Raw genomic sequence first — 25,522 nt, 5'->3', positions numbered from 1 at the left:
GGCCCCAAAGGACACCACCTCATCACACACTGGAATGTGCATTGGCGCTACTGTCAGAAGTTACAGGTCAAGGTATGCTCCCGACGAACAGCGCAGGTTGATCCGGGGACTATGCACAGCCTCATTTCTGCTCGATATCCAGCGCAGCCGACATGAATTGCGCAATCCGCGATCTGAGCCACTTCTCGGCCGGATCATTGTCATGCACGCCGCTCCACGCCATCGATAGCTGCGCTGCATCAATCGGGAACGGCGGGTCTTCGGCGCGCAACGCACAACCTTCGACCAACGCGCACGCCGCGTAATCCGGCACGGTGGCGATCATCTCGGTGCCGGCGAGCAAGGCCCGCAAACCACTGAATTGCGGCACCCCCAGCACCACGCGGCGCGAGCGGCCGACCTTGGCCAGGTCGACGTCGATATTGCCGCTCAAATCCCCGGAGAACGACACCATCGCGTGCGGGCGCTGGCAGTATTCGTCGAGGGTCAGCGGCCCCGGGCGATCATCACCACGCAGAACTTTGCACGGAATATCGCGCAGCTTCTTGCGCTTGGCGTTGGCCGGCAGATCGGTGGTGTAGCTGACGCCGACAGAGATTTCGCCGGACGCCAGCAATGCCGGCATCAGCAGGTAATTGGCGCGACGGACGACCACGACAATGCCCGGTGCTTCCTCCTGAAGCTGGCGCAGCAATGGCGGAAACAGGCCGAATTCAGCGTCATCCGACAGGCCGATGCGAAATACCTCGCAACTGGTTGCCGGGTCGAACTCCTTGGCCCGGCTGACCGCTCCGGAAATCACGTCCATCGCCGGCTGCAGCTCTTCGAGAATCGCCAGCGCCCGCGCTGTCGGCTCCATGCCCCGACCGTTGCGCAGCAACAATGGATCGTCGAACAGATCACGCAGGCGACCGAGTGCCGCGCTCACTGCCGGTTGGCCCATGAACAGTTTTTCGGCGACGCGGGTCAGGTTCTTCTCGAACATCAGTGCTTCGAAAATCACCAGCAGGTTCATGTCGACGCGACGCAGATCGTTACGGTTCATGGGCACGGATTCCTTTTAGCCTGGCAGACGCAAGTGCTCTGCACTATACGCGATCAGGGGCGTCTGGATGGCGGGTTGGCCCGCAGAATTAACAACGATTAACTCGTCAGTTTCAAGCCTCGAGCCAACAATGAATGCCTCTGCGCAGCGTTGTTTTTTGACCAGAGGGAAAGTGCCGAGCGCGCCTTCCTCACCGACACGGACCTTGGCCATGGCTCACTTACAACCAACCGTCGCCCTCGCCCCTGACAGCGCACCGCGCAAGAGCGGCATCGGCGGACTCAGTCCGCAGCGCGAACGGCAAGTGAAACAACTGATCCTCGAACGCCTCGGCGACAGCCTCGAAGTCACCGAACTGGCCCGCGCCTGTTCGTTGTCGCGCAGCCATTTCTCTCGCGCCTTCAAGTGCAGCACCGGCCTCTCGCCGCAGGACTGGATCCGCGCCCAGCGGATTGCCCGGGCGAAACTGCTGATCCAGCACACCGACCTGAGCCTGACGCAAATCAGTCTGGAATGCGGCTTTTGCGATCAAGCGCATTTTTGCCACATGTTCACCCGCAGCGAAGGCATCAATCCGTTTGCCTGGCGCTGTCAGGTCATGCGTGAACTGAAGAGTATCCGCTCACTGCCCGCGCTATTTTGAATCCGCCGCTCACGCCAGCCGTTGCACTGATGCTCAAACCTGAGGATTATGCCCGGACACCGCGAACCAGAAGGCCTGCACGCGCTTCCAATTCCGCCTGTCCGCCGTCGCATCGCAGGAGTGAGCTGTTGAGTCTTCCGCCGAATCAGGCCCTCGGTTTCGGCCCTTACCGGATTCATCCCGGGCAACGGCTGCTGCTTGAGGGCAACCAGCCGCTGCGACTGGGCCGACGGGCGATGGATATCCTGCTGATTCTGCTGGCCCATGCTGGCGAGGTGGTGAGCAAGCAGCAATTGATGGCCGGGGTCTGGCCGGACAGCGTTGTCGAAGACATCAACCTGCGCGTGCACATGGCGGCGTTGCGCAAGGCACTGGGCGACGGTCAGGCCGGCCAGCGCTATATCATCACCGTGGCGCAACGCGGCTACAGTTTCGTCGCGCCGGTGCTGCACGAATCCATCGAGCAACGTCCGCCGGGCGCTACCGCGAGCCGGCACAACCTGCCGCTGCGGCGCACGCGCATGATCGGCCGCCAGCCGCTGGTCGACAGCCTGATGAGCCAATTGCCACGCCAGCGCTGCATCACTCTGGTCGGCCCGGGCGGGATCGGCAAGACCACCGTGGCCTTGCGCGTCGCCGAGCAGTTGATCGGCCACTACCGTGACGGCATTCGCCTCGTGGACCTGGCGCAGCTCAACGATCCCCGGCTGATTTGCTCACACCTGGCGACGCTGCTCGATCTGGCGTTGCTCGACGGCGATCCGCTGGCATGCCTGGTCAATGGCCTGCGCGAACGGCAGATGCTGCTGGTGCTCGACAACTGTGAACACTTGATCGATGCCGTGGCGGTACTCAGCGAAGGCATTTTGCGTGGTGCGCCGAAGGTGCATATCCTCGCCACCAGTCGCGAGAGCCTGCGCGCTGAAGGCGAGTTCGTCCAGCGTCTGGAATCCCTCGACTATCCGCCGCTGCAAACGGTGCTCGACCGTCAGCAAGCGCTGGGTTTTTCTGCCTTGCAGTTGTTTTTCGAGCGGGCGCTGGCGGCGCAGGAAAACTTCGAGCTGAGCGACGCGCAACTGCCGCAGGCCATTGAAATCTGCCATCGACTCGACGGCATGCCCTTGGCACTGGAACTCGCGGCGGCGCAGGTCACCGAGCTGGGGCTGGAAGGTTTGCTCGCGCAGTTGCAGGGTCGATTGCCCCCGTTAGTCGCGGGTAATCAAACCAGTCTGGAGCGACACCTGACCCTGCGCGCTACGCTGGACTGGAGTTTCAATCTGCTCACGGCCTGCGAGCAAACCTGCTTGCGTCGCCTGGGTGTGTTCCGCGGTGGATTTACCTTGGAATCCGCCGCAGCAGTCATCGTCGGTCAACACATCGAACCCGGCGCGGTGTTTGCCTCGATCACCCAATTGGTGGCCAAATCGCTGCTCTGTGTCGAGGTCGGCGATGAAGAAGTGTTTTACCGTCTGCTCGACACCACCCGCCGCTATGCCTTGGAAAAACTCGACCTCGCCGCCGAACTCGACGACACCCGCCGCCGTCATGCCGAGCGCTGCCTGACGTTGATGCAGCAAGCACAGCAAGCGTGGGAAGACACCCCGACAACCTTGTGGATCGAGCGTTATGCACGGGGCCTGGAAGATTTGCGCGGCGCTCTGGACTGGAGCCTGAACGGCTGCACAACCCGCGAACTGGGGATTGATCTGGCCGCGACCTCGGCGCCGTTATGGCAGGAGCTGTCCCTATTGCGCGAATACGGCGGTCATGTGCGTCAGGCATTGCATCTGCTGGAAACCAGCGACAAGCCTTGCCCGCGCCTGCAAATCGCCTTGAATCTGGCGCTCGGCAGCGCTTGTTACCACACCTGGGGCGGTATCCCGGAAACTGTCGAAGCCTTCGTCAACGCCCGTCTGCTCGCGCAACAGCACGGCGATCTTGCCGGGCAATTGCGCGCGGTGTCCGGACATATGGCGGTCAACCTCAGTTGCGGGCATTACCGGATGGCACTCGAACAAAGCGAGCAATTCGATCGCCTCGGCCTGCACGGCGACCCGCTGTTATCGCTGAGTACCCACCGTTTGCGCGTGCTGGCTCTGCACTACGCCGGTGATCAGCCGCAGGCACGCCTGCATGCCGAGCAGGTCATCGAGCGCATGGCCCACAGCGGTCATCTCAACCGTTTTACCCATGGTTTTGGCGTGCAATACGACCAAAGCGTCGCCTCGCTGACCGTGCTCGCCCGGGTGTTGTGGGTGCAGGGTTTTCCAGAACAGGCATGGCGCACGGCGCGCCAGGCGCTGGACATTGCCGTGCAGATCAATCACGGCACTTCGATCTGCTACACATTGGCGCTGGCCAGTTGCCTGATCGCCCATTACAACGGCGACCGGCAGAATGCCCGGGCGTTGTTGCATCTGCTGCTTGAGCAATCGCAGAAGCATTCGGTGCTGCTGTTCCATCACTGGGCGCGGCATTACGCGCAGGTGATCGATGCCGATAACGCCGCGCCGATACCGGCAGATGGTAGCGGTTTGATCCGGGAAATCATGGTCACGCTGGATGAGCGTTTTGTTGATGAAGCGTTGCTGGAGCGCGCCCGGCGCGGTGATGCCGGATGGAGCACGGCGGAGATTTTGCGCGCGCGGGCAAATGCCTTGCTGGCTGAAGAATCAGGTGAGACTGGAGGCCGCCATCGCTGGCAAGCCAGCTCCCCCAATGAATCTGTGTTAAATCCAAAAGCTCAACTCAGCACGAAACCCTGTGGGAGCGGGCTCGCCCGCGAAGAGGCCCGCGCTGACAACGCAATTTTCCTCGAAGCTGAAAAAACCCTGCAACAAGCCCTGTCCATCGCCAAGGCCCAAGGTGCGCTGGCCTGGGAACTGCGCAGCGCCACCTCGCTGGCCCAACTGTGGCAGCGCCAGTCGCGTTATCGCGAAGCGCTGGACCTGCTCACGCCGATCTACCAGCGCTTTACCGAAGGCTATGCCACCCCGGACCTGCGCAAAGTGCGCCTGCTACTCGACGAACTGCTCTGCCAGCAGCCCGCTTGAAGCACGGCTGCCAGACTGCACATGGCGATAGTCGAAATCGCTGGGGGCTATTTGTGCGCTGGCATAGCTGCGGGTGGTATTGAGCATTCGATAGCGCACCAGCGCACTGCCCTGCTCCACCGCCAGCAACGATTTGCCCGCGAGTTGCGCGATGACAGCGACCAACGCCGAGGCCGGCAATTGCGCGCAGGTGCTCGCACTCAAGGCGTCTTCCAGCGTGAAAGCCTTCTTGAACATCGACAACCGTTGCAAGGCCAGTTGCTCCTGCTCCCCCAGGCATTGATAACTCCAGTCCAGCGCCGCTGTCAGCGTCTGGTGACGCGGCACGGCGGTGCGGCGACCGTGACTCAACAGTTGCAGGCAATTGCCCAGTTGCGCCTGTAACCCGACCAGCGCCAATGCATCGATCTGTGTCACGGCCAGTTCAATCGCCAGCGGCAAACCATCGAGTTTTCGGCAAATGTCGCAGACCGCTGCAAGGTCTTGTTCACGCAGAGTAAAGCCCTGCTGACGAGTGCGCGCGCGGCTGACGAACAACTGCACCGCCGAATAGCTCATCGCCTCTTGCACACTGAGCAGTGCCGATGATTTCGGCACTGTCAGAGGTCGTAAGGGTTGCAGTGTTTCCAGACCGAGTTGCAGAGCCTCGCGGCTGGTGGCAAGCACCGACAGCCGTGGCCCGGCATCCAGCAATCGGCGCACCACTGCGCGGCATTGCTCGCGCAAGTGTTCGCAATTGTCGAGCACCAGCAACGCGTGCCGAGAGGTCAATGTCGCGAGGTCGACATCCAGTGTGTTGAGGATGTGTTCGAGCAGCGGCGTGGTGTCGTCGACGAGCGCCAGGTCGACCCGCCACACGCCGTCGCGAAAGTGTTCCAGCAACAGCTCCGCCACACGCAGGGCAACCGTGGTTTTACCCACGCCGGCAGGCCCGGTGACGGTCATCAACCGGCACAGCGGCATTTGGCGCACGAGCCCACCGACCAGCGCGTCACGTCCGGTCACCGGGGTCAGTCGCGCCGGTAAATTGTGTTGCGGCGCCTGCAGGCTTTCGAAGACTACTTGCCCGATGCTGTCGTGATGCACCGGGGCGATAAAGCTGTAACCGCATTGCGGCACATTGACGATGTAGCGCTGACCGTTTTCGCCGTCACGCAACGCACGCCGCAGCGCAGCAATGTGCACGCGCAGGTTGATCTCCTCGACCACCGACGTTGGCCATACCCAGGCGATCAACTGCTCCTTTGTCACCACCCGTCCCGCGCGTTCTACCAGCAACTGCAGAATGTCGAGGGCACGACCGCCCATGCGCAATTGCCGATCCCCTTCGAGGATCAGGCGTTGACGCAAATGAAACGCATACGGGCCGAAACGCAGCACCGATGCCGGGTTCGAATCGTTGTGATTATCCATGCCAAACATCTTGGCAGCCTTGAGTGACGGTACAACCGCCACACAGGGCGCAACACGGACATAGGAGTGCGCGGTACGGACAGAACCGCTCTAGCTGAACTGTTCGCGGTACTGCGCAGGGGTCAGGCCGAGCCTTTGCGCGAACACCGAGCGCATGTGCCGCACGCTGCCGAAACCACTTTTATAGGCCACGGTTTTCAGCGGCAGGTCGCTGGTTTCCAGCAGGCTTCGCGCAAAATCGATGCGCGCGCTTTGCAGAAACTCCATCGGCGTCATGTTGATGTCGCGGGTGAACACCCGCGCAAAATGCCGCGCGCTCATGTTTGCCAACCCGGCCATGCGTTCTATGGTGAACGCCTCGTCGAGATGTTCGAGGATGTAATTCTGCGCGCGGGTGATCGGCGTCTCCTGTGGGGCCACGGCTGCCATCAACGGGCTGAACTGCGCCTGCCCACCTTGACGCTTCATCACCACCAGCAGGACTTTCGCCACATCCTGAGCGAGTTTCTTGCCGTGATCCCGAGCGACCACCGCCAACGCCAGATCGATGCCGGCAGTCACCCCGCCCGAAGTGATCAGGTTGCGGTCTTCGACATAGATCTGGTCCGTCGCAACAGTGGCTTTGGGGAATCCCTTGATCAGCCGCTCGGTGTAATTCCAGTGAGTGGTGACCCGATAACCGTCGAGCAGCCCGGCATTGCCCAGCACAAAGGCACCGGTACAAATCGAACCGTATTGTCCGGCACGTGACACCGCGCTTTGTAGCCAGGCGAACAGTGCCGGGAATTTTTCGTTGTAGGCACCTGGCCCGCCGGGCACCAGCAACAGGTCATAGCGATCAGAAGCCTCTTCGATGTGCCGGTCGGGCAGCACCGATACGCCGTTGGATGCTCGCAGTGCCCCGCGCTCGGTACCGAGGGTAATCAGTTGATAGTGCGATTCAGCTTTCAGAAAGCGGTTGGCAACCGAAAACACTTCCAGCGGCCCGGCCATGTCGAGCAGGAGAAAGTCGGGAAACAGCACCATTGCCACGGTTTTCATGGGAGGACTTCACGAAATCAAAGAAAGTTGCGCAGGAAACAGACCGCGCATTATGGCCAGAGAGTCGGTTGCCGTTGCAAAAGAAAGCGTGACCGGCGCCACAATACTGTCAACCAGATCAGGACAGTATTTCAATTTCCATCTACTTATTGCGCAGAGCGGTAACCAGTAACCTTCTCCTCACTCGGACGAATTCACGTCCCGCAAGGAGATTTCATCATGCTGACCCTTCGCAAAGCCTCCGATCGTGGCCTCGCCAATCATGGCTGGTTGAAGTCGTTCCACACGTTTTCCTTCGCCAGCTACCGCGACCCGCGTGAACAGGGTTTCTCCGACCTGCTGGTGATCAACGATGACCGTGTTGCCGCCGGCAAAGGCTTCGGCCAGCACCCGCATCGCGACATGGAGATTTTTTCCTACGTGCTTGAGGGTGCGCTGGAACACAAGGACACCCTCGGCACCGGCTCGGTGATCCGCCCCGGCGATGTGCAACTGATGAGCGCCGGCAGCGGCGTCGCGCACAGTGAGTTCAACCATTCAGCGAGCAAGCCGGTGCACTTCCTGCAAATCTGGATCGTGCCGGAAGTCAGTGGCGCCAAACCGCGCTATCAACAGGAGCACTTCAGCGCGCAGAAAAAACGTGGTCGCCTGCAGTTGATCATTTCGCCGGACGGCTCCGATGGCTCGCTGAAAGTACGTCAGGATGCACGGGTGTTTGCCGGCCTGTTCGACGGTAAGGAAAGCGCCACGCTGAAACTGGCGGCCGACCGTTATGCCTACGTGCATGTGGCGCGTGGCAGTGTTGAACTCAATGGCGTGCAATTGCAGGAAGGCGATGGCGTGCGGGTTCGTGAAGAGCAGGCACTGACCTTGAGCAATGGCGTGGACGCCGAGGTGCTGGTGTTCGACTTGCGGCCGCAGGAGTTGCCGCAGATGCCATGAAGTGGTGCTTTCCAACGGCGATAAAAAAGCGGCCTTCCTTGAAGGCCGCTTTCTATTGGGGCGGTGTAAGCGATGGCAGTAGCAACTGCTTCGGTACACGGATGTCCTTCCCCGCCTGAACCGCAGCGAGCTTCGTTTGTATCGCTACATACATGTTCGCCTGATTCGCGTAATAGGCACCAACGACGATGGCGACCAAACCAAGTAACTGAACAGCCGTTGCAGCCCAGACGTTAGCTTTGACAGTGGCACCTTGCCTGGCGGCTTCCTCTGCGCCTTTGGCGATTCTTTGCATATCCAGCGAGATCAGGTCGTAGCGTTTATCACGCTCGGTCTGCACCGAAATATAGGCATCTATTTTCGCCGACACACCCTCAACCCGAGCATCCATCCGTGCCTCAATGGTCTCGATCCTGGCATTGAATTCTTCGCGGCTGATAGCGTTCATGGCTTGAGTATTCCGACCTTTGCTCGATAAATCACTGACTGGATTCCGACTGAGTTCCGTGGCTTTCATTCGACACCTTCCTGGGTCTACCGAGACCTTCCGTGGTCCATCACCCCGGTGCAAGCCTGAAACCTTTTACCGGGCTGCTGAAACAATAGAACCCATCTCCAACGTCTACAAGCCGGCTGATTCCGACCTGTGTGTAGGCCGTTTCGTCAGCCGATGTAGCCCCGTCAAAACAGACTATCGGGCTATTCATTCTCCTGCGCAAATGCCTCGACGATCTGCGCGATCACCGCTCGCACCCGCGCGGTGTGGCGTAAATCCGCATGGGTCACCAGCCACACTTCGTAGGGTTGCGGGCGGGTTCGCTCCGGCCAGAGCCTGACCAGACCGTCGCGTTCGCCCATATAGACGGTCATTTCTCCTACACCGATGCCCGCCGCAATCGAGCGCCGCAGCAACAGGCTGGAGCCGAGGCTGGCAACGATTCGCCCGCGACTCACCGGTTCGCATACCAGGGTCAGGTCTTTTTGACTTTGCAGATACGGCTGATAGACCACCAGATCATGGCCTTCGAACGCGGCGCCCTGCTGCGGGATACCTTTGGCGTCGATGTAGGCCTGTGAAGCAAACAACCCCACCGGCCAACGGGCAATGCGTCGCGCGATCAGATCGGGATTGTCCGGACGGGTATTGCGCACGGCGATGTCGGCTTCGCGCTTGGCCAGGCTGAGGATTTGCGTAGAAGCATCCAGTTGCACCCGTATATCGGGATGCAGCTCATGCAGGTGGGCAATCGCCGGGATCAGAAAGTCGATGGCCAGCGAATCGGTGGTACTGATCCGTACAGTGCCGGTCAGACGATCATCCAGCCCCTGGATCTGCCGCTCCAGCTCAAGCGCTGAATGCTCCATTTTCTCGACGTTTTTCAGCGCCGCTTCGCCGACCGCCGTCAGCGCATAGCCGTCGGAAGTCCGCAGAAACAGCGTCGCGCCCAGCGATTTTTCCAGCGCACTGATTCGCCGTCCGACGGTTGCCTGATCAACGCCCAGCACCCGCGCAGCGCCGCGCAAGGTCGACTCGCGGCAGACGGCGAGAAACACCCGTGCATCATCCCAATTCATCCAGCCTCCAAGTGATGCAATTACGCATCACAACCATGCCAAATCGCTGCATTAACGCAGCAACCATAGCCGATATGCTGGGCGCCATAAACCATTCACGGGATCGCAATCATGCGTAACTCAACATCCAGCAGGATCTGGCTGCCGATCTTCGCCGGGCTCTGCGCCAGTCTGGTGAGCATCGGCCTGGCGCGCTTTGCTTACACACCGCTGATTCCTGCGCTGATTCAGGCGCAGTGGTTCGCGGCCAACGATGTGGTCTATCTCGGCGCGGCCAATTTGATCGGATATCTGATCGGTGCCCTGCTCGGTCGACCGCTGGCGCGTCAACTCGGCAATAAAACCGCGCTGCGCTTGATGATGCTGGCCGTGACGGCGGCATTTTTCGCCTGTGCCTACCCGCTCTCGGTAGGCTGGTTCTTCGGCTGGCGGTTGCTGTCGGGGATCGCCGGCGGCGCGATCATGGTATTGGTCGCCGCCACCGTTTTGCCGCATGTGCCGGTGCCTCGTCGAGGGCTGGCGAGTGGGGCAATCTTTCTCGGCATCGGCCTGGGCATCGCCGGTTCCGGGACGATTGTCCCGCCGCTGCTGAGCCTGGGTTTGCCTGCCACCTGGCTGGGGCTCGGCGCGTTGTCGCTGTTACTGACGGCGCTGAGCTGGTTCGCTTGGCCAGTTGATCTGCCGCATCCTGTTGCAGCGCAGCACAGCGCGGTGGTTCAGCCGACACCGCCCGGGGTTTATCTGTTGTTCGCCCAATATGCGTTCATGGCCGCCGGTCTGGTGCCAGCCATGGTGTTTCTGGTCGATTACGTGGCGCGCGGACTCGGCGCCGGGGCGCATGTCGGTGCGCTGGTGTGGGTGATGTATGGCCTGGGCGCGATTGTCGGGCCGGTCAGCTATGGCGTTCTGGCGGATCGCTTCGGCGCGCTCTGGAGCATTCGTCTGGTGCTGGTGGTGCAGGCGATCACGCTTGGCTTGCTGGCGGTGTGCCATTCCTTTATTGCGCTGGCGTTGCTCGCGGTGATTCTCGGCTCATTCCCGCCAGGCATCGTGCCGCTGGCGCTGGCCCGGGTGCATGAACTGGTGCCGGAGCATCATCGCCAGCAAACTGCCTGGAGCCGCGCGACAGTATCGTTTGCGACGTTTCAGGCGTTGGCCGGATTTGCGTATTCGGCACTGTTCAATGCCTCGGGCGGCCATCACGCGCTGTTGTTCGTGATTGCAGCGGGCGCGATTGGGGTGGCGCTGCTGCTGGAGCAAGCGATGATTTTATGGAATCACGCATCCCCCTGGAGTGAGCCTGCTCGCGATAGCGCTTTATCCGCCAACGCTGCACTGCCTGACCCGACGCCTTCGCGAGCAAGCCCGCTCCCACAGCGATTGTCCTGAATTTATCGAGCGATGCACGACTCCCATCTACACACACCCTTATCAGGAGGAACCAACATGTCCCTGCCCAACGAAATGACCCGCATCGAAATCACCGAACCCGGCGGCCCCGAAGTTCTGCAAGCCAGACGTGTGCCGTTGCCGGCCGCAGCTGAAGGCGAAGTGCTGATCCGCGTACACGCCGCCGGTATCAATCGGCCCGACGCATTGCAGCGCGCCGGGAAATACCCGATGAAACCCGGGATGAACCCGATTCCTGGCCTGGAAGTGGCTGGCGAAGTCGTCGCGCTTGGCAAAGGCGTCAGTCAGTTCGCCATTGGCGATCGAGTCTGTGCGCTGACCAATGGCGGCGGTTATGCCGAATACTGCAACGTCCCGGCCGGCCAGACCCTGCCGATTCCCGAGGGAATTGACTGGATTCAGGCCGCTGCCATCCCGGAAACCTTCTTCACCGTGTGGGCCAACCTGTTCGGCCTCGGGGGCGCCAGCCGCGGCCAACGCGCGCTGATTCACGGCGGCACCAGCGGCATCGGCACCACCGCGCTGATGCTCTGCAATGAATTCGGCATCGAAGCCTTTGCCACTGCCGGAAGCCCTGACAAATGTGCAGCAATCCGCGAGCTGGGTGGCCAGCCGATCAATTATCGTGAAGAGGATTTCGCCGGCGTCATCGCCGAGAAAACTGGCGGCCAAGGGGTGAACGTGGTGCTCGATATCATGGGCGGTTCGTACCTCAACAATAATGTGCGCGCCCTGGCGATGGATGGCCGCGTGGTGATGCTCGGTTTCCTTGGCGGCGCCAAGGCCAATGAGTTCGATCTGCTGGCGATGATGGCCAAACGCGCGGTCATCACTGGATCACTGCTGCGCGCCCGCACGGCGGCGGAAAAAGCCGAAATCGCCGAGCAACTGCGCGAACACGTCTGGCCGGTGCTGGCCGCCGGCCGTTGCCTGCCGATCATCGACAAGGTTTACGCGCTGGCCGACGCCGCCCTGGCCCATGCGCACATGGAGGCCGGCGACCACATCGGCAAGATCGTGCTGCGCGTCGACTGAGTCGTTGCAGCATTTTGTAATCGTTGCGCGGGCACGTTGGTCGAATATGTCGCGCGCAACGCAAGGCATCTGTTAAAAAGCATTCTTTGTCTGCGCCTTGGTGAAACGTTTAATGTTCCTTGCCTTCATGACTCGCCTGCGACGCCGCCGTCTGGCGTTCGCCTGCATGACCGCGCTGATCATCGGCGTGCCGACGAGTTGTGCCGTACTCGAACACACCGAACGCAAATTGCTGTTTCGCATCGAACCGGGAACGGCTGGCTGGTACCACGGCTTGCCGAGCAGCGTGCAGGAACTCGATCTGCAACCGAAAAGCTTCAAGGCCGGGCAAAACATCCACGCCTGGTGGTGGCCGGCCGAGAAAGCCAATGCCCCGGCCATCCTCTATCTGCATGGCGTGCGCTGGAATCTCACCGGGCAGTTGTTCCGCATCGAACAACTGCGCGCAGCGGGTTATTCGGTTTTGGCCATCGACTATCGCGGCTTCGGCCAGAGTCACGGCGATCTGCCGTCGGAAGGCAGTGTTTATGAAGACGCACGGGTAGCGTGGGAACGTTTCAAGCTGCTGCAACCGGATCCGGACAAGCGCCTGATCTATGGGCATTCACTTGGTGGCGCCGTCGCCATCGATCTCGCCGCTGAACTCGGCCAGGACGCGGCTCGCGAGCACACGCCGTTACCGGTGCGCGGGCTGGTGATCGAATCGACCTTCACCTCGCTCGCCGACGTCGCCGCTGCCGTGGCCAATACTTCGCTGCCAGTGCGCTGGCTGCTGTCGCAGAAATTCGATTCGATCGACAAGATCGCCGACATCCATATGCCGCTGCTGGTGGTGCATGGTTTGGCCGATGCGTTCGTGCCGCCGCGTTTCAGCGAGCAACTGTTCAACGCCGCCCAACAGCCCAAACGCCTGTTGCTGGTGCCGGGCGCCACGCACAACAACAGCATGGCGCTCGGCGGGCAAAACTACCGCAAGGCACTCGACAGCCTGATGCAGAGCAAACCCGCCCCAAGGGTGGCCGGGCCGGCGACCGTGCGCAGCGGGCGCGACACCTAGCGGTAACCGCGCGCCTGCAAGTCGAACAGTTGCGCGTAATGCCCGCCAGCGGCGATCAGTTGCTCGTGAGCACCCTGCTCGAGAATCCGCCCCTGTTGCAGCACGATGATGTGGTCGGCGTTGCGCACGCTGGAAAACCGGTGGGAGATCAGCAGCGTCATGCGCCCTTCAGTATGCTGGCTGAAATGCTCGAACACCGCCGCCTCGGCCGCCGGGTCGAGGGCCGAAGTCGGCTCATCGAGGATCAGAATGTCGGCATCACGGCGCATGTACGCGCGCGACAAGGCAATCTTCTGCCACTGCCCACCGGACAATTCCTGGCCACCGGCAAACCAGCGCCCCAACTGCGTGGCATAACCCTTGTCGAGACCTTCGATGAAGGGTGCGGCCATGCCTTGGGCAGCGGCTTCCTGCCAGCGTTGCGGGTCGTTGAACGCCAGGGTATCGCCGACGCCGATGTTTTCTCCGACGCTGAACTGATAGCGGATGTAATCCTGAAAAATCACGCCAATGCGCCGACGTAACGCGGTTTCCTGCCAATCCTGCAAATCGCTGCCGTCGAGCAGAATGCGCCCTTGATCAGGACGGTAGAGCCGGGTCAGCAACTTGATCAGCGTGGTCTTGCCGGAACCGTTCTCCCCGACCAACGCAATGCTCTTGCCTGGCAACAGTTGCAGGTCAATGTTTTCCAGGGCCGGTCGACTGGCCCCCGGATAGCGGAATCCGACGTTCTCGAAACGCAAACCATCGCCCGGGCAGGCGCCAACCGTCAGGTGGCCGGTATCCGCCTGCACCGGTTCGGCGAGGTATTCATAAAGACTGGTCAGGTAGAGGCCATCTTCGTAGAGACCGCTGATCGCACTCAGGCTGCTGCTCACCGCACTTTGACCTTGCTTGAACAGCACCAGATACATGGTCATCTGGCCGAGGCTGATCTGGCCATGCACGGCATCGATCACCACCCAGGCATAGGCCAGGTAAAACGCGGCAGTACCGAGCAGGCCGTGGCCGAAACCCCAGCCATCGCGGCGCAACGTCAGGCGCCGGTCTTCGGCATACAGCCTGGCGAACGTGTCGCGGTAACGTTGCAGCAACAGCGGGGCGAAGCCGAACAGCTTGACCTCTTTGATATAGGTTTCGTGGGACAGCAAGGTTTCGATGTAGCTCTGCTGGCGACTCTCCGGCGCACGGCGGGTGAACAAGCGAAAGGCGTCACCGGAAAAATGCGCCTCGGCAAAGAACACCGGCAACGCTCCCACGACCAGCAGCACCAGCGCCCAAGGGGAAAAGTGCACCAGCAACACGCCAAAGCTGATCAGCATGATCAGATTCTGAACCAGGCCCAACGACTTCATGACCAGCGCCAATGGCCGGGTCGACGCCTCGCGACGCACACGCACCAGCTTGTCGTAGAACTCGGAGTTCTCGAACTGCACCAGCGAGAGGGTCTGTGCTTTCTGCAAAATCAGCGTATTGACCTTCTGCCCCAGTTGCACCCGCAACAGCGACTGCTGCACCGAGAGTGCCCGTTGGGTGCCCGACAACAGCGCCAACACCCCGGCTTCCAGCAACACATAACGCAACACTGGCCACAGCGGTGCACTGCCGTTTTGTGCGTGCAACTGCATCGCTGCCACCACGGCATCGACAATCCGTTGCCCCAGCCAAGCCGCCAGTGCCGGCAAAAGCCCGGCCACCAATGTCGCCAGCACCAGCCCCAGAAACAAGCCGCGCGATGTCCCCCAGACCAGCCGCATGGCTCGCTGCGCCTGATCGAACAAGGACGTGATACGCGATAGATCAGGCATGGGGCACGGGACTCAGCAGGTGATGGCGGTGGCTCATGGTACTCCAGCGCCGTGAGTGAATTTCACACGGCGCATTCATTCAAGAAGGCCTGTTCAGTAGTAGGCACGAAGCTTTTTAGAAGTAAAACGTCTGGAGAACTCCAGCCCTTGCGACGTCCAACGCTCTGCTATGTTTTAACCGCCGAACGCGGAACCCGGCGAACACCCGCCACGCTCCGCGCCTGACTGCCAGGAGCAGAGACATGAGAATCAGCCCGTACCTGATCTTCAACGGTGACTGCCGCGAGGCTTTCACTTTTTATGAGCAAGCCTTGCAGGGAAAACTCGAGGCGATGATGACCTTCGGCGAAACCCCCGCCGCCGAGCATGTGCCGAAAGAGCATCACCACCTGGTCATTCACACCTGCCTGAAAGTCGGCGATCAAATGATCATGGCCTCGGACACCACGCCCGACCGGCCGACCCAAGGCATGAGCGGCTGCTCGATCTCGCTGAACGTCGACAGCATTGCCGAGGCCGAACGGCTGTTCAATGCATTGGCGAAGGCCGGCCGCGTCGACATGCCGCTGGAAGCGACGTTCTGGGCCGCGCGTTTCGGCATGCTGGTGGATCGTTTCGGCGTGTCGTGGATGGTCAATTGCGAGAGTGAAAAATAGCCTTGAGATTTCCTCGGGCGAAAAAAAGCCCAACCGTTACGGGTTGGGCTTGGGCATTTCAACGCTGCGCCAGTTCGTGCCTGACGCATTGCTCGTAGTACGTCTGCTTGACCGCCGCAGGCTTGAGCTTCGAGGTGCTGTTGTAGGTTTGCTCAGTGATGCCCATTGCGGTCATGCGCATCCACGGCTGCTGGAATTTGCGCACCTGCAATTGCTTGCGCGCGCCATACAGGGAAATGCCCGACAGTTTCGATTGCTGTGCACCGGCGGCCATATCGGAACCCCAGGTGCAGGCAAACCGGTGACTCTTGCTTAACTCTTTCGCCTGAACTCCCGAGGCAAGAACAGCCAGGGAAAGCGTTGCAACGGTTATGACAATCGTCCGCATATAGCCAACCTAACCTTTTGAAAAAAGGCGATTTTGCCGATGAAAACGCGGGTTGGGGGCCAGCAATTTGCCGCTTTTTACAAAGATCTGCCGGCATGGCAGGCGAAACAGCGGCGCAGTGTTTACCGCATTGCCCGGATTGTTCTGCGTGAAGTCGTCGAACACTCGGTGCGTACGGTACTGCTGCCGCTAAAAAAGCCTCGGCGCTGATCAGTCGTTCGTCAGCTTGCCCGTGCGAAATGGCACGCGTCCCGCCACTTTCGCCTGCCAGATCCCGGGTTCGGTGTAGCGCCCGCGATCAATCGCGAACAACACGCCACTGGTGCCGGCGTGCACAGTGCTCAGGCGATCCTGCAACGGATCAACCACTTCAAACAAGGCATCGCCCTTTTCTACCCATTCGCCGGCGTGGCGCAGAAAACTCACCACGCCATGGTGCGGCGCGAACAGGTATTCGGTGCCTTCGAACGGCATGCCTTCGCAGCATTCGCTCGGTGCCGCCGGCCATTCACCGCTGATGAAACCCTGCTCGGCGAGAAAACCGAGAATCGCCTCGCAATTGGCCTGAGCCTGATCGACGCGGGTGTCGCCCATGCTCCCCAGTTCCAGCGTCGTGGCGAGGTTCGCCGGCGGAATCGCCGCAGCGGGAAAGGCCCGCGCCAGACGCAGCCAGGGCGTCGAACAGGATTCATCGAACGAGCTACCGCCGGAATCCTCGCACAGCAGCGCCACGCCAGCCTGCAAACGCGCCGCCAGAGATTGCCACTGCGGCCAGTGTTGCGGCAGCGCATAAAGATGAATCGCCGCGTCGAAATCACAATGCAGATCGAGGGTGATATCGGCGTCGCAGGCATGGCGCAGCAGCAGTCGATGCAGTGCTTCCAGTTGCGAGGCCGGCGCCGGCAGTTGTTCGAACACCTGGGCCATGGCCTGACGGATCAGGGCGATGTTGGTCTCGGCATCGGCCCCCAGCTGCGCACCGATCATGGCGGCTACCGGCGCACTGAGTTCGACGAACGCGCGGTTGAAGTTCTTGCCGCTGCCCATTTCGAAGCGGCCCATGTGATTGCCTTGCAGGTGCTGGTCCATCCCGATCGGATTGGCCACCGGCACCAGCTCGATCACGCCATGCAGGCGGCCCTGCTGTTCGAGGTCGTTGAGGCGTTGCTTGAGCTCCCATGCGGTGCGCATGCCCGGCAGCTCATCAGCGTGCAGGCTGGCCTGGATGTACACCTTGCGGTCACCAGCGCCATAGCGGAAGACGCTGAGAGAGCGCTCGCTGCCCAAGTGGCTCCAGGGTAGAACATGGTCGATACGTTGCATGAGAGAACTCCGCTATTTCTGTAGGAGCTGGTGCAGGTTCGGGCCGCGTTCGGACGATCTTTTGATCTTGATACCAAAAACAAGATCAAAAGATCGCAGCCTGCGGCAGCTCCTACATTGGGATGTGTGTCGGCAGGATAAATCATGGGCGTAAAAAAAGTGGCCACCGCGTACACAGGGCCACTTTTATTACGGCGTATTAATGGCCGTAGACGTCAAAGTCGAAGTATTTGTCCTGCACTTGCTTGTACTTGCCGTTCGCGCGGATCTCGGTGATGGCCTGGTTGAATTGCTCGGCCAGCGCGGTATCGCCCTTGCGCACCGCGATGCCGGCGCCGCCGCCGAAGTATTTGGCGTCTTCGTAGGTCGGGCCGACGAATTCAAAACCTTTGCCGGCGTCGGTTTTCAGGAAACCGTCGCTGAGGTTGACCGAGTCGGCCAGCATCGCGTCGATACGCCCGGAGACCATGTCCAGGTTGGCTTCCTGTTGCGAGCCGTAACGCACCAGTTCGATCCCGGCCGGAACCAGCACCTCGGTGGCATAACGGTCGTGGGTACTGGCACGCAGCACGCCGACTTTCTTGCCTTTGAGCTCGGTCAACGGGTCTTTCACGCCCGAGCCTGCCTTCATTACGAAGCGCGCCGGGGTGTGGTAGTACTTGATGGTGAAATCAACGTTCTTTTTGCGATCGTCGGTGATGGTCATCGAGGACAGGATCGCGTCGATTTTCTTCACTTTCAGCGCTGGGATCAGGCCGTCGAATTCCTGCTCGACCCAGGTACATTTGACTTTCATCTGCTCACACAGCGCATCGCCGATATCGACGTCGAAACCGGTCAGCTTGCCGTCAGGGGTTTTCATCGAGAATGGCGGGTAACCGGCTTCGATACCGATGCGGATCGGCTTGGCGTCTTCGGCCACAGCGGTCAGGGACAACATCGACAGTGCCAGGGCACCGAACATCACTAGCTTGTTCATTTATAACTCCTGTGTGCGGAGGCTTTTATTGGCAGCTTCGATTCAGCGTTCGGTCATGGCCATTTAGCGGCAAATACCGAAGTGGCCGGCAGTCTATGGCGGCGCGCACAGGGTAAATTGTGTTTAAGCGACAAATACTTACAGAAATTCGGCGCAACCATTGACCGGGGTCAAGGGCTGCTCCGTCGTGGTGCAAAGGCTGTAGGACAAGCCCTGCGCGGGGGCTGCGATCTGGTGCTTTTTTGAAAACAACGGCAAAAGAGCGCAGCCTGCGGCAGCTCCTACAGGTGATCAGCAGGCGCAGTTGATGGGGGTGTTTGCAGTTTTGGGCACGTTGAGTTCGAAGCCTTCATCCAGCCAGCCGGTGATGCCGCCGATCATCTCTTTGACTGGATAACCCAGCGCCGCCAGTTTCACCGCAGCCTTGTTCGCGCCGTTGCAGTGCGGGCCGGCGCAATAGACCACGAATAGAGCGCTCTTTGGGTAGCCAGCCAAGCCTTCTGCCGTCAGCAACCGTCCGGGAATATTGATCGCGCCGGGTACATGGCCGCGTTCAAACGCCAGTGGTCCGCGTACGTCCACCAGCACAAAGTCGATCTCGCCGCCCTGCTGGCTGCTGAACACGTCGGAACAATCGGTTTCGAAGGTCAGACGATTGCTGAAATGCATCAGCGCAATCGCCGAAGGGGCGGCAGGAATTTCGCGAACCAGGCTCGGCATGGGGTGTTGCTCCTACGTCTTGAGGGGAATGAACAGACTTTATCGAGGCACCGCGAATCGCTACAGTGGCGCACAAGACACTCATCGGGAATTTTCCGCCAAATGCCCACTTCACCAGGATTGGTCGCGATTCTGGCCTACGACGGCCTCTGCACCTTCGAGTTCGGCATTGCCGTGGAAATCTTCGGCCTGGCGCGCCCGGAGTTCGAGTTCCCGTGGTACGAGCACGCGATTGCTGCGGTCGATCAAGGCCCGATGCGCGCCATGGGCGGCATTCAGGTATTGGCCGATGGCGGTCTGGAACTGCTCGCCGAGGCACGCACCATCATCATTCCCGGTTGGCGCGACCGTAACGCCGAGGTGCCGCCAGCGTTGCTTGACGCCCTGCGCCAGGCTCACGCCCGGGGTGCGCGGCTGTTGTCGATCTGTTCCGGGGTGTTTGTGCTGGCCGCCAGCGGTCTGCTCGACGGCCATGCTGCAACCACGCATTGGCGCTACGCGGCAGAACTGGCGCAACGCTTCCCGATGATTGCCGTCGACGCCGATGTGCTGTACGTCGACGCGGGACAGTTGATCACCTCGGCGGGTAGTGCTGCCGGGATCGATGCCTGCCTGCACTTGGTGGCCCGAGACTTCGGCACTCAGGTTGCCAACACGGTGGCGCGGCGACTGGTGATGTCGCCGCAGCGCACCGGCGGTCAGGCGCAATTCATTCCGACGCCGGTCAGCCCGACGCCGCGCAACGATCTGTCACGGGTCATGCAATGGGCGCGCGAACGCCTGCATGAACCGCTGGAGGTGCGCGAACTGGCCAGCGAAGCGGCGATGAGCGAGCGAACGTTCTTGCGGCGTTTCAGGGAAGCCAGCGGGCAGTCGCCCAAGGCGTGGTTGCAGCATGAGCGACTGGCGCGGGCGCGGGAGTTGCTGGAGAGCACGGCGGACAACACCGAACAGATTGCGCAGCGTTGCGGCTATCGCTCGGTGGAGAGTTTTCGCGTGGCGTTTCGTGGCGTGGTGGGCGTGCCGCCGTCGGTGTATCGGGAGCGGTTCGGGCGTGGGACCATTGCCAGGTCTTGAGGTTTTCTCCAGGGCCTCATCACTGGCAAGCCCGCTCCCACAGGTTTTTTTATGAACGCCTTGCTGCGATGAGGGCAGCGAAAATCTAGGGCTTGCGTAACAGATAGGTGTCCATGATCCAGCCATGCTCGGCCCGGGCAGCCTTGCGCACCCGCTCGATCTCATCGGCGACATCGCCAAGCTTGCCGCTGATCAAAATCTCATCCGCCGTGCCCAGGTACGCGCCCCAGTAAATCGCAGTTTGCGGGTCGGCCACGTGGTGGTAGGAATCCTCGGCATCGAGCATCACCACCACGCTGTCGGCATCACTCACCTGCCCCGCCGCCAGACGCCGGCCCGTGGTGATCTCGACGGAGCGGCCAATACTGTTCAACGGCACTTTATGCCGCGCCGTCAGCGCCTGAACGCTGGTGATGCCGGGGATGACCTCAAATTCGAAATGACAACGACCCGAATCCAGAATCGCCTGAAGAATACGCACAGTGCTGTCGTACAACGCCGGGTCGCCCCACACCAGAAAACCGCCGCACTGGCCGTCAGACAATTCGTCATTGATCAGCCGCTCGAAGGTCGCTTGCTTGGCGCGGTTCAGTTCATCAACGCTGGCGCCGTAGTCGACATCACCGCGCTCACGCTCCGGGCTCGCGGCTTCGGCGAAACGGTAGGCGGGATCGGGGATGTAGCGTTCGCAGATCTCGCGGCGCAGATCGAGCAGTTTGTCCTTGCTGTGGCCCTTATCCAGCAGAAAGAACACATCGACGCGGTTCAGCGCCTTGACCGCCTGCATCGTGATGTAGTCCGGATTACCGGCACCGATGCCGATCACCAGCAGTTGTTTCATCAGTGTGCTCCCTCGATGTCGATGCCCGGCAAGCGTAGCCGCCAGATCCCGTTGAAGCGCAACTCGATGACAGACAGCGGTTCAACGTCGATTGCATTGAACGCCGCGCCTTGCACCACCTGCATCAGCGCGGCCCGCACGACGTACGGGTGAGTGATCGCCAGCACATGCCCCGGCGTCGCCTGCAAACCTTGCAGCCATGCCGCGACTCGCGTGGCCAGGTCCGTGACTGATTCGCCGCCGTGGGGCGCTGCGTGCGGATCTGTCAGCCATGCCTGCAAAGCCTGCGCTTGCGTCGTTTGCAAGTCCTTGATCGAACGCCCGTGCCAATCCCCCCAGTCGCAATCACGCAATGCCTCGTCAACCTGAGCATCCGCGCCGAACCAGGCCGCCGTCTGCCGGGTGCGCAATTCGGGGCCGCAGATCAAACGTCGAGCCGCAGCGAAGCGAGCCGCCAAGCTGTCAGGCGCCAAAGCACTATTTTCAACAGGCTCATTCGTAGGAAAACGCGCCAATTTCTGTGCGACGGTTCGCGCGTGGCAAATCAGTGTCAAGCGGGTGGTCTGCACGATGAATCACTCTGCCGAAGGTCATGAACAGCAACGGCGTCGCGCCGGGTTGCAGGCAATTGTGCCGTAAACCGAGGGTTGCCGGGTGTATCGATGCATTGCTGCGCCAACGGTGAATGTTAGAAAAGCGGTGATATCTGACACAGCTATGGGCAATGGACTACAAGGCTTGTCGACTTCCGTGTAGCCCTTATGACACGGGCGTCCTGCGCCATTTTGGCGCCTTTTAAACACGACGAAAAATTCACTAGACATGTAGCGTCAGTTACATAAATACTGTTTTAACGGATTATGAAGCGAATTCGACACCCCCCCCCCATCCAGCAGGAGCCCGGATGCCCCCTCTTAGAGACCTGATCACCGATCCCGGCCTGGAACTCACGCCGTCGGAGCGCAAAGTCGTTCGCGCTTTGCTCGATCAGTATCCGCGCAATGGTCTTGGACCGATGGCGCGCCTGGCTGAACATGCCGGCGTCAGCGATCCGACGATTGTGCGCCTGGTGAAAAAACTCGGTTTCGGCGGTTATGCCGAATTCCAGGAAGCCCTGCTCAGCGACATGGACCACCGCTTGCGTTCGCCGCGCACACTATTGCAGCCACGCGCGCAGCAAAACAAGGACGACGCTTGGGCCCATTACCTCGCTGACAGCCATCGCCTGCTGGTCGACACGCAATCACTGACCCAGCCCGAAGACGTGCGAATCCTCACCGACTGGTTGCTCGATGCCCGGCATCAGGTGTACTGCTTCGGTGGCCGTTTCAGCAGCCTGATGGCGACTTACCTACTCAATCACTTGCGCCTGCTGCGCCCCGGCTGTTTTGCTCTGGAAGACAACGCGCTGCTGCCCGACCGCCTGTTCGACCTGCAACGTCAGGACGTCGTCCTCGTATTCGATTACCGTCGTTATCAGACCCAGGCACTGCGTGTCGCCACGGCGGCGAAAAACAACAATGCCCGCGTGGTCCTTTTCACCGACATCTATGCCTCGCCGTTGCGCGAAATGGCCGACCTGATCATCAGCGCTCCGGTCGAATCGGCCTCGCCGTTCGACACCATGGTCCCGGCGCTGGCTCAGGTCGAGGCGCTGATTGCCTGCCTGACCCTGCGCAGCCCGGATCTGGCCGATCGTCTTGAGGGCATCGATGCCCTGCGCAACGACTTCGCCACTCATCTGCTGGAGGACAAATAAGGATGTTCAGCCTTCCCCACCGCTCGCCGCGGGACTTGCCGTTTGTCACCGACCACACCGCGTTGCTGTTGGTGGACATGCAGCGCGCCTGGCTCGAACCGCAGTTCGATCCGCACCTCAGTGGCCCGGACGCCGAGTATTTCCTCAACCGCGCGCGCACGCAGGTGGTGCCCAACCAGCAACGGCTGCTCAGTGCTTTTCGCGAGGCCGGGCAAAATGTCCTGCATACCCTGATCGAAAGCCTCACCGCCGATGGTCGCGATCGCTCGCTCGACCATAAGCTGTCCGACATGCACCTGCCCAAGGGCAGTCCGCAGGCACAAGTGATCGCCGAACTGACCCCGGGCGAAAACGAAATCGTCCTGCCGAAAACTTCGTCTGGCGTATTCAACTCGACCACTATCGATTACGTGCTGCGTAACCTCGAAACCCGTCATCTGATCATCGCCGGTATCGTCACCGACCAATGCGTCGACATGGCCGTGCGCGACGCTGCCGACCGTGGTTATCTGGTGACTCTGGTCGAAGACGCCTGCGCCACCTACAGCGCCGAACGTCATCAGGCCTGCCTCAACGCGATCAAGGGTTATTGCTGGATCACCGACACCGCTACCGTGCTCGGCCGCTTGCGGGAGATGCAGGCATGACTTCGCGCCTGATGCCGCTGCCGATGACCACCATCGTCACCACCGACCTGATCGGTATCACTCGCGGCCGTTCGTTTCCCACCGATGAACTTGAGCATTATCAGGCGGCCGGTTGTGGCTGGGTGCCGGCCAACAGCGCGTTGACCCCGCAAGACATCATTGCCTCGAGCAATCCGTGGGGCGCCTACGGCGATCTGCGCCTGATTCCGGATCTGGCCAGCCGCGTCACCGTGCCCAACGGCCCGGATGCCGACGCGCCGGCGCTGGACTTCATCCACGGCGATATTCGTGAAACCGATGGCCGTCCGTGGGGCGCCTGCCCACGCACCTTGCTGCGCGATGAAATCGAACGTTATCGCGACGAACTGGGCTTGCAGGTCAACGCGGCGTTCGAACACGAATTCAACCTGCACGCCGGTTTCGCCGAGCATCTGGCGTTTTCGCTGGAGGCCCAGCGCCAAGGCGCAGAATTCGGCGGCTGGTTGCTCAGTGCGTTGCGCGCCGGCGGTGTCGAGCCGGAAATGTTCCTCCCCGAATACGGCAAGCACCAATACGAAATAACCTGTCGGCCGACGCTCGGTGTCGCCGCAGCCGACCGCGCGGTCAACGTGCGCGAAATCACCCGCGAGATCGCCCGGCAGATGGGCCTCGACCTCAGCTTCGCGCCGAAGACCGCCGCCGATGCTGTGTGCAACGGCGTGCACCTGCACGTCAGCCTGCTCGATCTGGCCGGCCAGCCGATGCTTTACGACGCTGGCACGAGTAATGGCCTGTCGAGCCTCGGCCAGCATTGGGCAGCCGGGATTCTCCATTATTTGCCGGCGCTGTGCGCGTTCACTGCGCCGACGCCAGTGTCGTACGAGCGCTTGCAGCCGCACCACTGGAGCGCGTCTTACGCGTGCCTGGGTCAACAGAACCGTGAAGCGGCGCTGCGCATCTGCCCGACGGTGACCCTCGGCGGCAAATCCGTGGCGACGCAGTTCAACCTGGAATTCCGCGCCATGGATGCCACGGCCTCGCCGCATCTGGCCATGGCCGCGCTGTTGATCGCCGGGCGTCTGGGCATCGAACAGCGCCTGGCGCTGAACGCGATCACCGATGAAGTTCCCGATTCACTCAACGACGAGCAACGCAAGGCCCGGGGCATCGTCGCCCTGCCCGCCTCGCTGGCCCAGGCACTGGATTGCCTGCGCGACAGTGGCGCCTTCAACGAATGGCTGCCCAAGCCGTTGCTCGACACCTATCACGCCCTTAAAACCGAGGAACTGGCGCTGACGGAACAGCTCTCGCCCGCTGACCTGTGTGAGCACTATGCACGCCTGTACTGAATCCGCCGAGCTTGGGTTGTACACCCGACCGGTCTACAACCTGAGCCGCGAGGACTCGACAAATCCGTTGATCCTCGTGTGCGAACACGCCAGCCGCTACATCCCCGAGGCCCTCGACAATCTGGGTCTGGACGATGCCGCTGCCGGTGAACACATCGCCTGGGACATCGGCGCGCTGCAACTGGCCGAACAGTTGTCGGAAAAACTTGGCGCAACGTTGTTGAGCGCCAACTATTCGCGGCTGCTGATCGACCTGAATCGCCCACGGCATGCGCCCGACAGCATTCCGGCACAGAGCGAGATCTATCAGATACCGGGCAACCGCGAGCTGGACGAAGCCACTCGCGAGTACCGCCGCCAGACACTGTTCAAGCCGTTCCATGCGCGCTTGCAGACATTGATCGACGAACGCCTGGCCAAGGGTCAGGCGGTACGGGTGGTGGGGATTCACAGTTTCACTCCAGTGTATTACGGCCAGCCGCGAACACTGGAGGTTGGCGTGCTGTTCGGTCAGGCGAAGGCGTACGCGCAAAGGTTGCTCGACGGTCTCGGCGAACACCCGTTGCAAGTGGCCGGCAATCAGCCGTACAAGATCGACCCGCTGGGCGACATGACCGTGCCGGTGCATGGCGATGCCCGGGGCCTGGACTCGGTGCTGGTCGAGGTGCGCAACGATTTGCTGCGCAGCCCGCAAGCGGTTTCGCGCTGGGCCGGATACCTCGCGCCATTGCTGTAATCACTGCTTTATCGACTGCTGACGCTGTAAACGATGGACCGACATA

General features: G+C 61.0%; 25 protein-coding genes. 13 read left to right on the top strand and 12 right to left on the bottom strand.

Translation table 11 applies throughout. From position 1 onward, the window contains the following. Positions 1 to 121: 121 nt before the first annotated feature. Positions 122 to 1,045 (bottom strand): LysR family transcriptional regulator, encoded by a 924-nt coding sequence (locus QOL84_RS01740; RefSeq protein ID WP_283435930.1) that lies wholly within the window; start codon positions 1,043 to 1,045, stop codon positions 122 to 124. A 211-nt stretch (positions 1,046 to 1,256) separates the two neighbouring features. On the opposite strand from QOL84_RS01740, the gene QOL84_RS01735 reads away from it, so the two are divergent. Next, the gene (locus QOL84_RS01735; protein WP_283435929.1) at positions 1,257 to 1,688 is read left to right on the top strand and encodes a helix-turn-helix domain-containing protein; all 432 of its coding nucleotides are present in this window, start codon (positions 1,257 to 1,259) and stop codon (positions 1,686 to 1,688) included. A 128-nt stretch (positions 1,689 to 1,816) separates the two neighbouring features. Then, complete coding sequence (locus QOL84_RS01730; RefSeq protein ID WP_283435928.1) at positions 1,817 to 4,741, top strand: ATP-binding protein; 2,925 nt, start codon at positions 1,817 to 1,819, stop codon at positions 4,739 to 4,741. On the opposite strand, the gene QOL84_RS01725 is transcribed toward QOL84_RS01730, so the two are convergent. Then, positions 4,706 to 6,154 (bottom strand): ATP-binding protein, encoded by a 1,449-nt coding sequence (locus QOL84_RS01725; RefSeq protein ID WP_283435927.1) that lies wholly within the window; start codon positions 6,152 to 6,154, stop codon positions 4,706 to 4,708. The genes QOL84_RS01730 and QOL84_RS01725 overlap by 36 nt on opposite strands. A gap of 90 nt (positions 6,155 to 6,244) precedes the next feature. After that, the gene (locus QOL84_RS01720) at positions 6,245 to 7,195 is read right to left on the bottom strand and encodes a GlxA family transcriptional regulator (RefSeq protein WP_129394603.1); all 951 of its coding nucleotides are present in this window, start codon (positions 7,193 to 7,195) and stop codon (positions 6,245 to 6,247) included. A gap of 219 nt (positions 7,196 to 7,414) precedes the next feature. Here QOL84_RS01720 and QOL84_RS01715 point away from each other — a divergent pair, with 219 nt between their 5' ends. Next, positions 7,415 to 8,137, top strand: coding sequence for a pirin family protein (locus tag QOL84_RS01715; protein ID WP_129394604.1), 723 nt, complete (start codon positions 7,415 to 7,417; stop codon positions 8,135 to 8,137). Between the two features lie 52 nt (positions 8,138 to 8,189). Here QOL84_RS01715 and QOL84_RS01710 read toward each other — a convergent pair whose 3' ends face one another. Together QOL84_RS01710 and QOL84_RS01705 are read right to left on the bottom strand one after the other, a co-directional pair. Continuing rightward, positions 8,190 to 8,654 carry a hypothetical protein gene (locus tag QOL84_RS01710; RefSeq protein ID WP_283435926.1) on the bottom strand — a complete coding sequence of 155 codons (465 nt, stop codon included), beginning with the start codon at positions 8,652 to 8,654 and terminating at the stop codon, positions 8,190 to 8,192. A 182-nt stretch (positions 8,655 to 8,836) separates the two neighbouring features. Beyond that, on the bottom strand, positions 8,837 to 9,712 hold the full coding sequence (locus QOL84_RS01705) for a LysR family transcriptional regulator (protein ID WP_129394605.1): 876 nt from the start codon (positions 9,710 to 9,712) through the stop codon (positions 8,837 to 8,839). 111 nt (positions 9,713 to 9,823) lie between these two features. On the opposite strand from QOL84_RS01705, the gene QOL84_RS01700 reads away from it, so the two are divergent. From QOL84_RS01700 to QOL84_RS01690, 3 genes are all read left to right on the top strand, one after another. Next, positions 9,824 to 11,101, top strand: coding sequence for a YbfB/YjiJ family MFS transporter (locus QOL84_RS01700; protein ID WP_283435925.1), 1,278 nt, complete (start codon positions 9,824 to 9,826; stop codon positions 11,099 to 11,101). Positions 11,102 to 11,158: 57 nt separating this feature from the next. Beyond that, positions 11,159 to 12,157, top strand: a complete 999-nt coding sequence (locus tag QOL84_RS01695; protein ID WP_283435924.1) for an NAD(P)H-quinone oxidoreductase — start codon at positions 11,159 to 11,161, stop codon at positions 12,155 to 12,157. 112 nt (positions 12,158 to 12,269) lie between these two features. Then, the gene (locus QOL84_RS01690) at positions 12,270 to 13,214 is read left to right on the top strand and encodes an alpha/beta hydrolase (RefSeq protein WP_283435923.1); all 945 of its coding nucleotides are present in this window, start codon (positions 12,270 to 12,272) and stop codon (positions 13,212 to 13,214) included. Here QOL84_RS01690 and QOL84_RS01685 read toward each other — a convergent pair. Continuing rightward, positions 13,211 to 15,022, bottom strand: a complete 1,812-nt coding sequence (locus tag QOL84_RS01685; protein WP_283435922.1) for an ABC transporter ATP-binding protein — start codon at positions 15,020 to 15,022, stop codon at positions 13,211 to 13,213. The genes QOL84_RS01690 and QOL84_RS01685 overlap by 4 nt on opposite strands. A gap of 242 nt (positions 15,023 to 15,264) precedes the next feature. On the opposite strand from QOL84_RS01685, the gene QOL84_RS01680 reads away from it, so the two are divergent. Then, on the top strand, positions 15,265 to 15,678 hold the full coding sequence (locus QOL84_RS01680) for a VOC family protein (protein ID WP_283435921.1): 414 nt from the start codon (positions 15,265 to 15,267) through the stop codon (positions 15,676 to 15,678). Positions 15,679 to 15,736: 58 nt separating this feature from the next. On the opposite strand, the gene QOL84_RS01675 is transcribed toward QOL84_RS01680, so the two are convergent. Next, entirely contained in the window at positions 15,737 to 16,066 is a 330-nt protein-coding gene (locus QOL84_RS01675; protein ID WP_129394611.1) for a hypothetical protein, read from the bottom strand. Positions 16,067 to 16,105: 39 nt separating this feature from the next. Here QOL84_RS01675 and QOL84_RS01670 point away from each other — a divergent pair, with 39 nt between their 5' ends. Next, positions 16,106 to 16,276 (top strand): hypothetical protein, encoded by a 171-nt coding sequence (locus QOL84_RS01670; RefSeq protein WP_283435920.1) that lies wholly within the window; start codon positions 16,106 to 16,108, stop codon positions 16,274 to 16,276. On the opposite strand, the gene QOL84_RS01665 is transcribed toward QOL84_RS01670, so the two are convergent. The 3 genes from QOL84_RS01665 to QOL84_RS01655 all read right to left on the bottom strand — a co-directional run bounded on the left by QOL84_RS01665 (position 16,277) and on the right by QOL84_RS01655 (position 19,088). Further along, positions 16,277 to 17,389, bottom strand: coding sequence for a succinylglutamate desuccinylase/aspartoacylase family protein (locus QOL84_RS01665; protein WP_283435919.1), 1,113 nt, complete (start codon positions 17,387 to 17,389; stop codon positions 16,277 to 16,279). Between the two features lie 199 nt (positions 17,390 to 17,588). Continuing rightward, a complete protein-coding gene (locus tag QOL84_RS01660; RefSeq protein ID WP_129394613.1) occupies positions 17,589 to 18,368 on the bottom strand; it encodes an ABC transporter substrate-binding protein in 780 nt (259 codons plus the stop codon). Between the two features lie 291 nt (positions 18,369 to 18,659). Then, positions 18,660 to 19,088 carry a rhodanese-like domain-containing protein gene (locus tag QOL84_RS01655; RefSeq protein WP_283435918.1) on the bottom strand — a complete coding sequence of 143 codons (429 nt, stop codon included), beginning with the start codon at positions 19,086 to 19,088 and terminating at the stop codon, positions 18,660 to 18,662. Between the two features lie 102 nt (positions 19,089 to 19,190). Between QOL84_RS01655 and ftrA the strand changes: the two genes are divergently transcribed. Further along, positions 19,191 to 20,165: a transcriptional regulator FtrA gene (ftrA, locus tag QOL84_RS01650; RefSeq protein WP_283435917.1), complete on the top strand. Its 975-nt coding sequence runs from the start codon at positions 19,191 to 19,193 to the stop codon at positions 20,163 to 20,165. A gap of 85 nt (positions 20,166 to 20,250) precedes the next feature. Here ftrA and cobF read toward each other — a convergent pair whose 3' ends face one another. Further along, positions 20,251 to 21,006 (bottom strand): precorrin-6A synthase (deacetylating), encoded by a 756-nt coding sequence (gene cobF / locus QOL84_RS01645; RefSeq protein WP_283435916.1) that lies wholly within the window; start codon positions 21,004 to 21,006, stop codon positions 20,251 to 20,253. After that, positions 21,006 to 21,575, bottom strand: a complete 570-nt coding sequence (locus QOL84_RS01640) for a histidine phosphatase family protein (RefSeq protein ID WP_283435915.1) — start codon at positions 21,573 to 21,575, stop codon at positions 21,006 to 21,008. Before QOL84_RS01640 ends, cobF begins: the two co-directional genes overlap by 1 nt. A 335-nt stretch (positions 21,576 to 21,910) precedes the next feature. Between QOL84_RS01640 and QOL84_RS01635 the strand changes: the two genes are divergently transcribed. Genes QOL84_RS01635 through QOL84_RS01620 form a run of 4 tightly spaced genes read left to right on the top strand, consistent with a single transcriptional unit; the run spans position 21,911 to position 25,476 of the window. After that, a complete protein-coding gene (locus QOL84_RS01635; RefSeq protein ID WP_129394618.1) occupies positions 21,911 to 22,765 on the top strand; it encodes a MurR/RpiR family transcriptional regulator in 855 nt (284 codons plus the stop codon). A 2-nt stretch (positions 22,766 to 22,767) separates the two neighbouring features. Further along, positions 22,768 to 23,412 carry a cysteine hydrolase family protein gene (locus QOL84_RS01630; RefSeq protein ID WP_283435914.1) on the top strand — a complete coding sequence of 215 codons (645 nt, stop codon included), beginning with the start codon at positions 22,768 to 22,770 and terminating at the stop codon, positions 23,410 to 23,412. After that, complete coding sequence (locus QOL84_RS01625) at positions 23,409 to 24,740, top strand: type I glutamate--ammonia ligase (protein WP_283435913.1); 1,332 nt, start codon at positions 23,409 to 23,411, stop codon at positions 24,738 to 24,740. Before QOL84_RS01630 ends, QOL84_RS01625 begins: the two co-directional genes overlap by 4 nt. Continuing rightward, positions 24,724 to 25,476, top strand: a complete 753-nt coding sequence (locus QOL84_RS01620; RefSeq protein WP_283435912.1) for an N-formylglutamate amidohydrolase — start codon at positions 24,724 to 24,726, stop codon at positions 25,474 to 25,476. The genes QOL84_RS01625 and QOL84_RS01620 overlap by 17 nt, the downstream gene beginning before the upstream one ends. The last annotated feature ends 46 nt before the right edge of the window (positions 25,477 to 25,522 follow it).

The sequence above is a fragment of the Pseudomonas helmanticensis genome, assembly GCF_900182985.1.
GTDB classification, from domain to species: Bacteria; Pseudomonadota; Gammaproteobacteria; order Pseudomonadales; family Pseudomonadaceae; genus Aquipseudomonas; species Aquipseudomonas helmanticensis.
The sequence above is the reverse complement of the archived record's forward strand: the minus strand, read 5'-3'. Positions and strand labels throughout refer to the sequence as shown.

Bases quoted from the DNA above. Each gene is read 5' to 3' on its own strand.
- QOL84_RS01740 (WP_283435930.1), bottom strand. From the start codon at position 1,045: ATGAACCGTAACGATCTGCGTCGCGTCGACATGAACCTGCTGGTGATT.
- QOL84_RS01735 (WP_283435929.1), top strand. From the start codon at position 1,257: ATGGCTCACTTACAACCAACCGTCGCCCTCGCCCCTGACAGCGCACCG.
- QOL84_RS01725 (WP_283435927.1), bottom strand. From the start codon at position 6,154: ATGGATAATCACAACGATTCGAACCCGGCATCGGTGCTGCGTTTCGGC.
- QOL84_RS01720 (WP_129394603.1), bottom strand. From the start codon at position 7,195: ATGAAAACCGTGGCAATGGTGCTGTTTCCCGACTTTCTCCTGCTCGAC.
- QOL84_RS01715 (WP_129394604.1), top strand. From the start codon at position 7,415: ATGCTGACCCTTCGCAAAGCCTCCGATCGTGGCCTCGCCAATCATGGC.
- QOL84_RS01710 (WP_283435926.1), bottom strand. From the start codon at position 8,654: ATGAAAGCCACGGAACTCAGTCGGAATCCAGTCAGTGATTTATCGAGC.
- QOL84_RS01705 (WP_129394605.1), bottom strand. From the start codon at position 9,712: ATGAATTGGGATGATGCACGGGTGTTTCTCGCCGTCTGCCGCGAGTCG.
- QOL84_RS01700 (WP_283435925.1), top strand. From the start codon at position 9,824: ATGCGTAACTCAACATCCAGCAGGATCTGGCTGCCGATCTTCGCCGGG.
- QOL84_RS01695 (WP_283435924.1), top strand. From the start codon at position 11,159: ATGTCCCTGCCCAACGAAATGACCCGCATCGAAATCACCGAACCCGGC.
- QOL84_RS01690 (WP_283435923.1), top strand. From the start codon at position 12,270: ATGTTCCTTGCCTTCATGACTCGCCTGCGACGCCGCCGTCTGGCGTTC.
- QOL84_RS01685 (WP_283435922.1), bottom strand. From the start codon at position 15,022: ATGCCTGATCTATCGCGTATCACGTCCTTGTTCGATCAGGCGCAGCGA.
- QOL84_RS01680 (WP_283435921.1), top strand. From the start codon at position 15,265: ATGAGAATCAGCCCGTACCTGATCTTCAACGGTGACTGCCGCGAGGCT.
- QOL84_RS01675 (WP_129394611.1), bottom strand. From the start codon at position 16,066: ATGCGGACGATTGTCATAACCGTTGCAACGCTTTCCCTGGCTGTTCTT.
- QOL84_RS01670 (WP_283435920.1), top strand. From the start codon at position 16,106: ATGAAAACGCGGGTTGGGGGCCAGCAATTTGCCGCTTTTTACAAAGAT.
- QOL84_RS01665 (WP_283435919.1), bottom strand. From the start codon at position 17,389: ATGCAACGTATCGACCATGTTCTACCCTGGAGCCACTTGGGCAGCGAG.
- QOL84_RS01660 (WP_129394613.1), bottom strand. From the start codon at position 18,368: ATGAACAAGCTAGTGATGTTCGGTGCCCTGGCACTGTCGATGTTGTCC.
- QOL84_RS01655 (WP_283435918.1), bottom strand. From the start codon at position 19,088: ATGCCGAGCCTGGTTCGCGAAATTCCTGCCGCCCCTTCGGCGATTGCG.
- ftrA (WP_283435917.1), top strand. From the start codon at position 19,191: ATGCCCACTTCACCAGGATTGGTCGCGATTCTGGCCTACGACGGCCTC.
- cobF (WP_283435916.1), bottom strand. From the start codon at position 21,006: ATGAAACAACTGCTGGTGATCGGCATCGGTGCCGGTAATCCGGACTAC.
- QOL84_RS01635 (WP_129394618.1), top strand. From the start codon at position 21,911: ATGCCCCCTCTTAGAGACCTGATCACCGATCCCGGCCTGGAACTCACG.
- QOL84_RS01630 (WP_283435914.1), top strand. From the start codon at position 22,768: ATGTTCAGCCTTCCCCACCGCTCGCCGCGGGACTTGCCGTTTGTCACC.
- QOL84_RS01625 (WP_283435913.1), top strand. From the start codon at position 23,409: ATGACTTCGCGCCTGATGCCGCTGCCGATGACCACCATCGTCACCACC.
- QOL84_RS01620 (WP_283435912.1), top strand. From the start codon at position 24,724: ATGCACGCCTGTACTGAATCCGCCGAGCTTGGGTTGTACACCCGACCG.